We start from the raw sequence: 7,848 nt of genomic DNA on the forward strand, positions 1-7,848 counted from the left end.
AACAAGAATGGAGTGGCTTGTAAAACGAGTAGCTCAAGAATTTAAAATGGGAGATGTCGTTAATTTAGGGATTGGAATCCCCACTAAAGTCGCTAACGCACTACCTGAAGGAATAAAAATTATCCTTCAATCTGAGAATGGCTATCTGGGGGTTGGACCAGCACCGGAAGTCGGAAAAGAGGATTCTGATACTGTGAATGCAGGAGGGCAATATGCAACCATTTTACCAGGCGGTTGTAGCTTTGATAGTGCCACGTCTTTTGCCATCATTAGGGGGGGGCATGTAGATGCAACCGTTTTAGGAGCTCTTCAAGTAGATGAAGAAGGAAATCTGGCAAGCTGGATGATCCCTGGAAAGATAGTTCCTGGTATGGGTGGAGCAATGGACCTAGTAGTCGGTGCACGACGGGTTATTATTGCAATGGAGCATTGCGCCAAAAATGACGGCCTTAAAGTTTTAAAAAAGTGCACCTTGCCTTTAACAGCAGCAAAACAGGTTAATTTAATTGTCACGGATATGGGAGTTATGGAAGTGACCCCCAACGGTTTGATGCTTAAAGAGATTGCACCTGGCCTAACTTTTGAGGAAGTACAGGCATGTACAGAAGCTATTCTGATCGAACCGGATAAAGTTGCTGTGTGATCAGAATCAATCCATAAAATATTGGAGAAAAATATCTTTATGGTAAGCAGGAGTTCAGATCTCCATATAGAATAACTGAATATAATAAATTTTCAAAATACTTCCATTTCGATCCCCCAAATTTATTGTGAGTGAATGTTTACCGTGCATGAGTAACAGGTTGACCCCTACAGAGTAGGGGTTTATATACAAAGTTAATATTCAGAATTATTTGAAAAACAAATAATTAAATATATTCTGAATACATTATATTTAAACTGAAAAGGGGGGATGCGTTAAGACGATTAGCTTAGATGATTCACAAATAAGAAGCGTTGTTCAGGAAGAATTTTGGATTAAGTCATAGTCATTAATGCTAAAGTAAAGAGGAGGGAATTTATGTCAGATCACGGCTCGAAACCCCGTTGGGGGCAACCCTTAACCGGTATTATTTCCACAGTTGTTCTTTTACTTATCGCACTGGTAACTTGGTTTATTTTTGCCTCACCCCATGGAATCTTTAAGTTTTATGAACACCCTATCCTTGCGTTTTTGGCTTGGATGATTTTGGTAGGCCTTTGGCAACATATGATTTTTGGAGATTGGCCATTTGCCAAGATTAAGAGTCCGGTGACCCGCGGGATTGTGGAAATTGGGGTCAACATCGTGATGGTCTACGTCATTATCTATGGTATTTTTCAAGGATTTCTTGGTAAGCTCATACTTCCTCTCTGGAGTGTTGAAGCCTTAGAGGCTCGTGGGATCGCTGAAGAAGTAGCCCACGAATACGTTGGTGGATCTCTAACAATGGTGGTACTAATGGGCTTTTTTACCTATGCGTTTTGGACGATTATCTTTAAAAAGTGGCCTTGGGCGGGCAAACTTGACGCGCCTTCTGCTGGCTTGGCGGAGTGGTCGATCACTACGGTCGTAACGCTCTTAGCCTATGGATGCCTAATTTATCCTTTCTACGTAGCTGTGGCTTTAAAGCAACCTATTGCAGCCGCTGCTCCTTGGTGGGGAGCGATTGATGGAGTTCCTCACCTGTATTTTATTGTTGGGATTTGGGAATGGATGGTTGTTTACCTGTTCATGACTGCGAATGTCTGGTCGGGAAAACCGTTTCATCTTATTAAAAAACAGCCTTGGAGTGGGCTCGTTGCCTTGGTTTCAATCATTCTTTTGTCCTACGTTACTTGTAAAATCGCTGTAGCTGGAATGGGTGCAGTATGGGGTGCTGTGGATCCTAAAGCCGCTGATGGGCCTACATCCTTGGCATGGCGCTATTACAATTCTGCCTCCCTTGCTGGCTTTACCTTATTTCCGTTTTTGATCTGGAACCATTATTTCGATAACTGGCCTCAAAAATGGGGAAGCGTTGTTGGGTGGCTCGTTCGGACAGTTGGGGTTTTCGTTGCTGCAGTAGTTCAGTTTTATATCTATTACGCAGTATGTTTGCCTCTATTAGGACTGAAACCAGAATTCTCTAATCATACTAACAAACCCTTGGTTTGGTTATTCTGGGCTATTATCCCCTTACTCTTTAACGATTGGTTCATGGGAAAATATCCATTCTATACTTCGGAAGCTGAGCATGTGGATGTGGCTGGAGCAAAAACAACGTCAAGTTCTACTTAAAATACTACTTCATGATGTGTCACAATAACAAGTCATGACGTGTTTTACTGTGACACATCATGGTTCAGAGTTATCGAGTAGGAGTATTACATCCCAAGTGATTTTGGCGAAATGCCAGCCGAGAGTCTATGGAAACTAAAAGGAGGGGTTTATAATGGCTGAATCTACCAACAAGAGCAAGATGGTTTATGAGGAGGAGTATGGGACTTTTAAATTAGAGGTTGGTGAATATTATAATTTTGCCGAAGATGTTGTGGACAAATGGGCTCAAGATCCCGACAAATTGGCTATGTTATGGGTTGATGATGAAGGCCACGAAGTAAAGAAAACCTACAAGGAGATTAGTGAAAATTCTCAGCGTTTTGCCAATGCTATGCATGCTCTGGGGATTACTCAGGATGATGTAATAATTTTGATTCTGCCTCGGTTTTCAGAGTGGTGGGAGGTCTTTGTTGGTGCAATCCGCATGGGGGCTGTAATCTCGCCGGGAACTACTCAGCTCACAGCTAAGGACCTTGCCTACCGTGTTAATGCTTCCAATGCATCAGCTTTCATTACTGATGCAAATATCGCAGCTAAATTTGATGAAGTAAGTGACCAGTGTCCGACTGTCAGGGCCAAACTGATTGTTGGATCAGAAAGAGAAGGTTGGCTGAATTTTACTAAGACCATCCAGTCAGCTTCACCAAGCTTTGACTCAGTGCACACACGCAGTGATGCTACAGCTGTTTTATACTTTACCTCTGGTACAGTAGGTTATCCCAAGATGGCCGTTCATAACCACTCTTACCCCCATGGGCATAGTGTTACAGGAAAATATTGGCTCAATCTTGGCCCGGATGATTTACATTGGAATGTGAGCGATACCGGTTGGGCCAAAGCTGCCTGGAGCAGCATTTTTGGTCCTTGGAACCAAGGAGCAGCGGTTTTTGTCCATCATACTAGCCGCTTCGATACCAAAAAGACCTTGGAATTCCTGGAAAAATACCCCATAACTACCTTGTGCGGGGCGCCGACGAACTACCGTATGCTCGTGCTCGAGGACCTAAAGAAGTATAAATACCCAACCTTGCGTCACTGCGTAGGGGCTGGTGAACCGCTGAATCCCGAAGTCATTAAAATCTGGAAAGAGGCCACGGGAATAACTATTCGCGATGGCTACGGACAAACCGAAACGGTGCTCTTATTGGGCAGTTTCCCCTTTATAGAAGCGAAATATGGCTCGATGGGCAAACCAACACCGGGTTTTATAGTCAAAATAATTGATGAAACCGGTGATATTCTTCCCCCGAATAAGGAAGGGGATGTGGCAGTTCTAGTTAAGCCGGAACGTCCGATCGGTTTGTTTACGGAATACCACGGGGATCCAGTGCGAACTGCATCCGTCTATCGTGGCAATTGGTACCTGACCGGTGACCGCGCTTACATGGATGAAGATGGCTACTATTGGTTCGTAGGGCGGAGTGATGATGTTATTTTGACTTCCGGCTATCGGATTGGACCTTTTGAAGTGGAAAGTGCTTTACTTGAACATCCCTCCGTGGCAGAATCAGCCGTGGTTTCCAGCCCGGACGATTTGCGGGGTGAGGTGGTCAAAGCGTTTATTATCTTAAAAACCAGTTTTGAGGCTAGTGAAGAACTGCTGAAGGACATCCAGGAATACGTCAAGAAAGCAACGGCTCCCTACAAATATCCGCGCCTGATTGAATTTGTTGAAACCCTGCCTAAAACTGTCAGTGGGAAAATTCGCCGGGTTGAACTGAGGGACAAAGAATGGGCTAGCTACAAACGGTCCTCGGCCGAAATGTAAGATAATTAAAGAGGGTGTAACAAAACTTCTTTTCTAGTTTGTTACACCCTCTTATTGTTCGTTTTTTGGGGAAAGAGATGTCCTTTACACAAAAATAGTCAAACCTTTGAGGGGTTATGGAATATTAGATAGAAATGTCAACTAATTGATACATGTCTACAAAGTAGACATAAAGCTGAAGCTGGGACAAAGGGGTAAAGTGTGAGTTATACAGTCAAATGTGTAAACGAAAATGGACACTTTTGGAACCGGGTATTCTGGGGTATTTGTGCCCTGCACAGGACGTAACCCTTAAAAATAGGGAAATCAGACTGATCAAGCCTCCGAATTGTAGCTTGGCACGGGAATTGCAAGACAATTCAATAGATTCAGAATAAGAAAGATGTCGTCAGGAGTCTAATCCCAGAAACTTATCAAAAAACAAGAAATGGGTGAGCAAATATGACCAACTATCAAGACCTTTATCAAGAAAAACTTTGCACAGCAGAAAAGGCCATCAAGCTTGTCCAGAATGGAGACTCAATTATCGTACCTGTCGGAGTTGGTGAACCACCGGCTCTTTTGACGGCTTTATCAGAGCATCGGCGTGAGTACCTAGATGTCAAAATATCCCAAATTCTTCCGATTAGAAAGTTTGGGTATATTGACCCTGAAACTGTTGAACATGTTCGCCATGTGGCATTTTTCTTTGGAGGAGTTACACGAGCAGGAGGGCAGCAAGGGTGGATCGACTACTTGCCAAGTTATTTTGGCGAAATGCCACGGATGTTTGAAGATGGGTTTTATGCAGTTGATACTGTCTTTACTCTTGCATCACCGATGGATGAATATGGGTATTTCTCAATCAGTTTAGGAGCCGATTATACAATGGCTGCGATTAAGAAAGCCAGGTCAGTCGTTCTAGAGGTCAACCCCAACGTACCCTTTGCCAATGGAAATTGCTTAGTTCATATCTCCCAGGTATCAGCCCTTGTAGAGGATAATACGCCACTAACGGAAGTCGGGCTTCCTAAAATTGGTCAGGTTGAGGAAGCAATCGGTAAATACGTGGCAGATTTAATCGACAATGGTTCGACGCTTCAGATCGGATTTGGGGCTATTCCAGATGCTGTCGTGATGCAACTCACCCATAAACATGATTTAGGTATTCACTCGGAAATGTTAGGGGATGGGATCTTAACTTTGATTGAAAGTGGCGCGGTGACGAACCAGAATAAAAATTATCTACCGGGAAAAGTAATTGCCACCTTTGCCTTGGGTACAAAGCGTCTCTATGATTTTATGAACCGTAATCCTCAGCTGGAGATGCACCCAGTCGACTTTACAAATGATCCTTGTCTTGCCGGGCAGAATGATAATTTAGTCACGATTAATGCTTCCATGCAAGTAGATTTCCTGGGTCAATGCTGTTCTGAGAGTTTGGGAAGTACTCCTTACAGTGGAACCGGCGGGCAGGTAGACTTCGTTCGAGCGGCCAATCGATCTAAAGGTGGAAAATCCTTTATCGTGCTTCCAGCTACTGCGAAGAGTGGAACAATTTCGCGGATCACACCGACTTTAACCCCTGGTTCGGCCATCACGACTCCGAAAAACGATGTAAACTACGTCGTTACAGAATACGGTGTTGCACAGTTGCGAGGAAAATCGGCTAAGCAACGGGCTCAAGCATTGATTGCCATTGCTCATCCTGATTTTCGTGGAGAATTAACGGAAGCCGCTAAGAAAATGAATTTATTTTAGAAGTAAAGGAGAGATACAATGTCGAGAGCAGTTATTGTGAGTGCTGCAAGGACGCCGTTTGGTACGATGGGTGGAAGTCTGAAGGATATTTCCGCGGTTGACCTTGGTGCACATGTGATTCGGGAAGCGCTTAAACGTGCGGAACTTTCAGGGGACATTATCGATAATGTTCTTATGGGGATGGTTATCCAGGGTGGAGCAGGACAGATCCCCTCGCGTCAAGCGAGTATCAAGGCCGGACTCCCCATGGAGGTCACCTCAGAGACGATCAATAAAGTGTGTGCTTCTGGAATGCGTGCTGTGACTTTAGGTGAAACCATCATCCGTGCAGGGGATGCAGACGTTATTATCGCCGGCGGAATGGAGAGCATGTCTAATGCTCCTTTTGCCCTAAAAAAGGCTCGGTTTGGGTATCGCATGGGAAATGACAGTCTTTTGGACTTGATGGTCAATGATGGCTTGTGGTGTGCTTTTCACAATGTCCATATGGCGGTCCACGGATCTTCCGTGGCCAAAGAGTATGGAATTTCGCGTGAGGACCAGGATGAATTTGCGCTAAGATCTCAACAATTAGCGTCAAAGGCCATCGACGCAGGTAAGTTCGTCGATGAGATTGCTCCAGTGGAAATCCCACAACGAAAAGGGGATTCTCTTTGGTTTGCCCATGACGAAGGGCCTCGGCGAGATACCACTCTTGCCAAACTATCTGCTTTACCTCCTATTTTTGTCAAAGAAGGTACTGTCACAGCCGGAAATGCACCTGGTGTCAATGACGGGGCTGGTGCAATGGTACTAATGAGTGAGCAAAAAGCACGTGAATTAGGGAAGAAGCCACTGGCGACGATACTTGGGCATGCCAGCGTTGCTCAAGAGCCTGCCTATATTGCTACAACTCCAGGACTGGCAATCAATAAGCTCTTAAAACAAAAAGGAATGACCATTCAGGATATTAACTTAATTGAAGCGAATGAGGCCTTTGCGGCGGTCGCTTTAACGAGTCAAAGGATCGCCAAGTGGAATCCAGAAATTGTAAACGTCAATGGAGGGGCTATAGCCTTAGGGCACCCGATAGGAGCCAGTGGAGCAAGAGTTATCATGACCCTGATTTATGAATTGCGCCGCCGCGGCGGTGGCTTGGGTATTGCGGCGATTTGCAGCGGAGCAGCACAGGGAGATGCAATTCTACTTGAGGTGAACGGCGGATAAGTATATAAAAGGTGAATTGAGATTGGGGTGGGATAGAGATGGACTTTCAGTTAAACCATGACCAACTAATGATGCAAAAGATGGTGAGAGATTTCGTCCGAGACGAAATTATTCCCCAAGCATCTATAACCGATGAGACACATGTTTATCCAAAAGAGATCCTTCGTAAGATGGGTAAACTCGGATTGATGGGTATTCCCATTCCGGAAGAATATGGGGGAGCGGGATCCGATTTCTTATCCTATATCTTGGCGATTGAAGAGATCGCCAAAGGATGTGCTTCAACAGCTGTCATTTTAGCGGTTCATACCTCGGTGGGAACTTTTCCGATTCTCTATTTTGGTACGGAGGAACAAAAACGAAAATATTTGCCTAAACTAGCAAGAGGAGAATTTATTGGGGCGTTTGCCTTGACAGAGGCTAATGCTGGTTCCGATGCGTCGAGTCTGCAAACGACGGCTGTTCTTAAAGGAGATCACTACCTCTTAAACGGCACGAAGCGTTTTATTACCAATGCTGGTAATGCGGATGTTTATTTGGTTATGGCATCAACAGATCGCAAGAAAGGGCCTCATGGGGTGACTTCTTTTTTGGTGGATAAGGACACGCCGGGTTTTAAAGTAGGAAAAAGGGAAGAGAAAATGGGCCTCAACGGATCGACAACGTGTGAACTGATTTTTGAAGATGCCATGGTTCCTGTAGAAAACCTTTTGGGAGCAGTAGGGCAAGGCTTTAAAGTCGCGATGTCACTTCTGGACGGTGGGAGGATCGGAATTGGTGCACAGGCTTTAGGAATTGCTGAGGCAGCTCTAGAGGCGGCCCTTGCTTATTC

At 44.8% G+C, this 7,848-nt stretch carries 6 protein-coding genes; all 6 read left to right on the forward strand.

Annotated features, from left to right (window positions below; translation table 11 throughout):
- Positions 1-7 precede the first annotated feature (7 nt).
- Positions 8-643 carry a 3-oxoacid CoA-transferase subunit B gene (locus UF75_RS12570; RefSeq protein WP_045574950.1) on the forward strand — a complete coding sequence of 212 codons (636 nt, stop codon included), beginning with the start codon at positions 8-10 and terminating at the stop codon, positions 641-643.
- A gap of 378 nt (positions 644-1,021) precedes the next feature.
- Positions 1,022-2,260: a hypothetical protein gene (locus UF75_RS12575; RefSeq protein ID WP_045574940.1), complete on the forward strand. Its 1,239-nt coding sequence runs from the start codon at positions 1,022-1,024 to the stop codon at positions 2,258-2,260.
- A 154-nt stretch (positions 2,261-2,414) separates the two neighbouring features.
- Positions 2,415-4,070, forward strand: a complete 1,656-nt coding sequence (locus UF75_RS12580) for an AMP-binding protein (RefSeq protein ID WP_045574941.1) — start codon at positions 2,415-2,417, stop codon at positions 4,068-4,070.
- Positions 4,071-4,511: 441 nt separating this feature from the next.
- Entirely contained in the window at positions 4,512-5,810 is a 1,299-nt protein-coding gene (locus UF75_RS12585; protein ID WP_045574942.1) for an acetyl-CoA hydrolase/transferase C-terminal domain-containing protein, read from the forward strand.
- A gap of 18 nt (positions 5,811-5,828) precedes the next feature.
- Entirely contained in the window at positions 5,829-7,016 is a 1,188-nt protein-coding gene (locus tag UF75_RS12590; RefSeq protein ID WP_045574943.1) for an acetyl-CoA C-acetyltransferase, read from the forward strand.
- A 38-nt stretch (positions 7,017-7,054) separates the two neighbouring features.
- Positions 7,055-7,848, forward strand: a 794-nt coding sequence (locus UF75_RS12595) for an acyl-CoA dehydrogenase family protein (RefSeq protein ID WP_045574944.1), incomplete at its 3' end; no start/stop codon positions are given.

It is taken from the genome of Desulfosporosinus sp. I2 (assembly GCF_000960765.1).
Classification (GTDB): Bacteria; Bacillota; Desulfitobacteriia; order Desulfitobacteriales; family Desulfitobacteriaceae; genus Desulfosporosinus.

What these genes read in the sequence shown, in the direction of transcription:
- UF75_RS12570 (WP_045574950.1), top strand. Translation starts at nt 8, where the DNA reads ATGGAGTGGCTTGTAAAACGAGTAGCTCAAGAATTTAAAATGGGAGAT.
- UF75_RS12575 (WP_045574940.1), top strand. Translation starts at nt 1,022, where the DNA reads ATGTCAGATCACGGCTCGAAACCCCGTTGGGGGCAACCCTTAACCGGT.
- UF75_RS12580 (WP_045574941.1), top strand. Translation starts at nt 2,415, where the DNA reads ATGGCTGAATCTACCAACAAGAGCAAGATGGTTTATGAGGAGGAGTAT.
- UF75_RS12585 (WP_045574942.1), top strand. Translation starts at nt 4,512, where the DNA reads ATGACCAACTATCAAGACCTTTATCAAGAAAAACTTTGCACAGCAGAA.
- UF75_RS12590 (WP_045574943.1), top strand. Translation starts at nt 5,829, where the DNA reads ATGTCGAGAGCAGTTATTGTGAGTGCTGCAAGGACGCCGTTTGGTACG.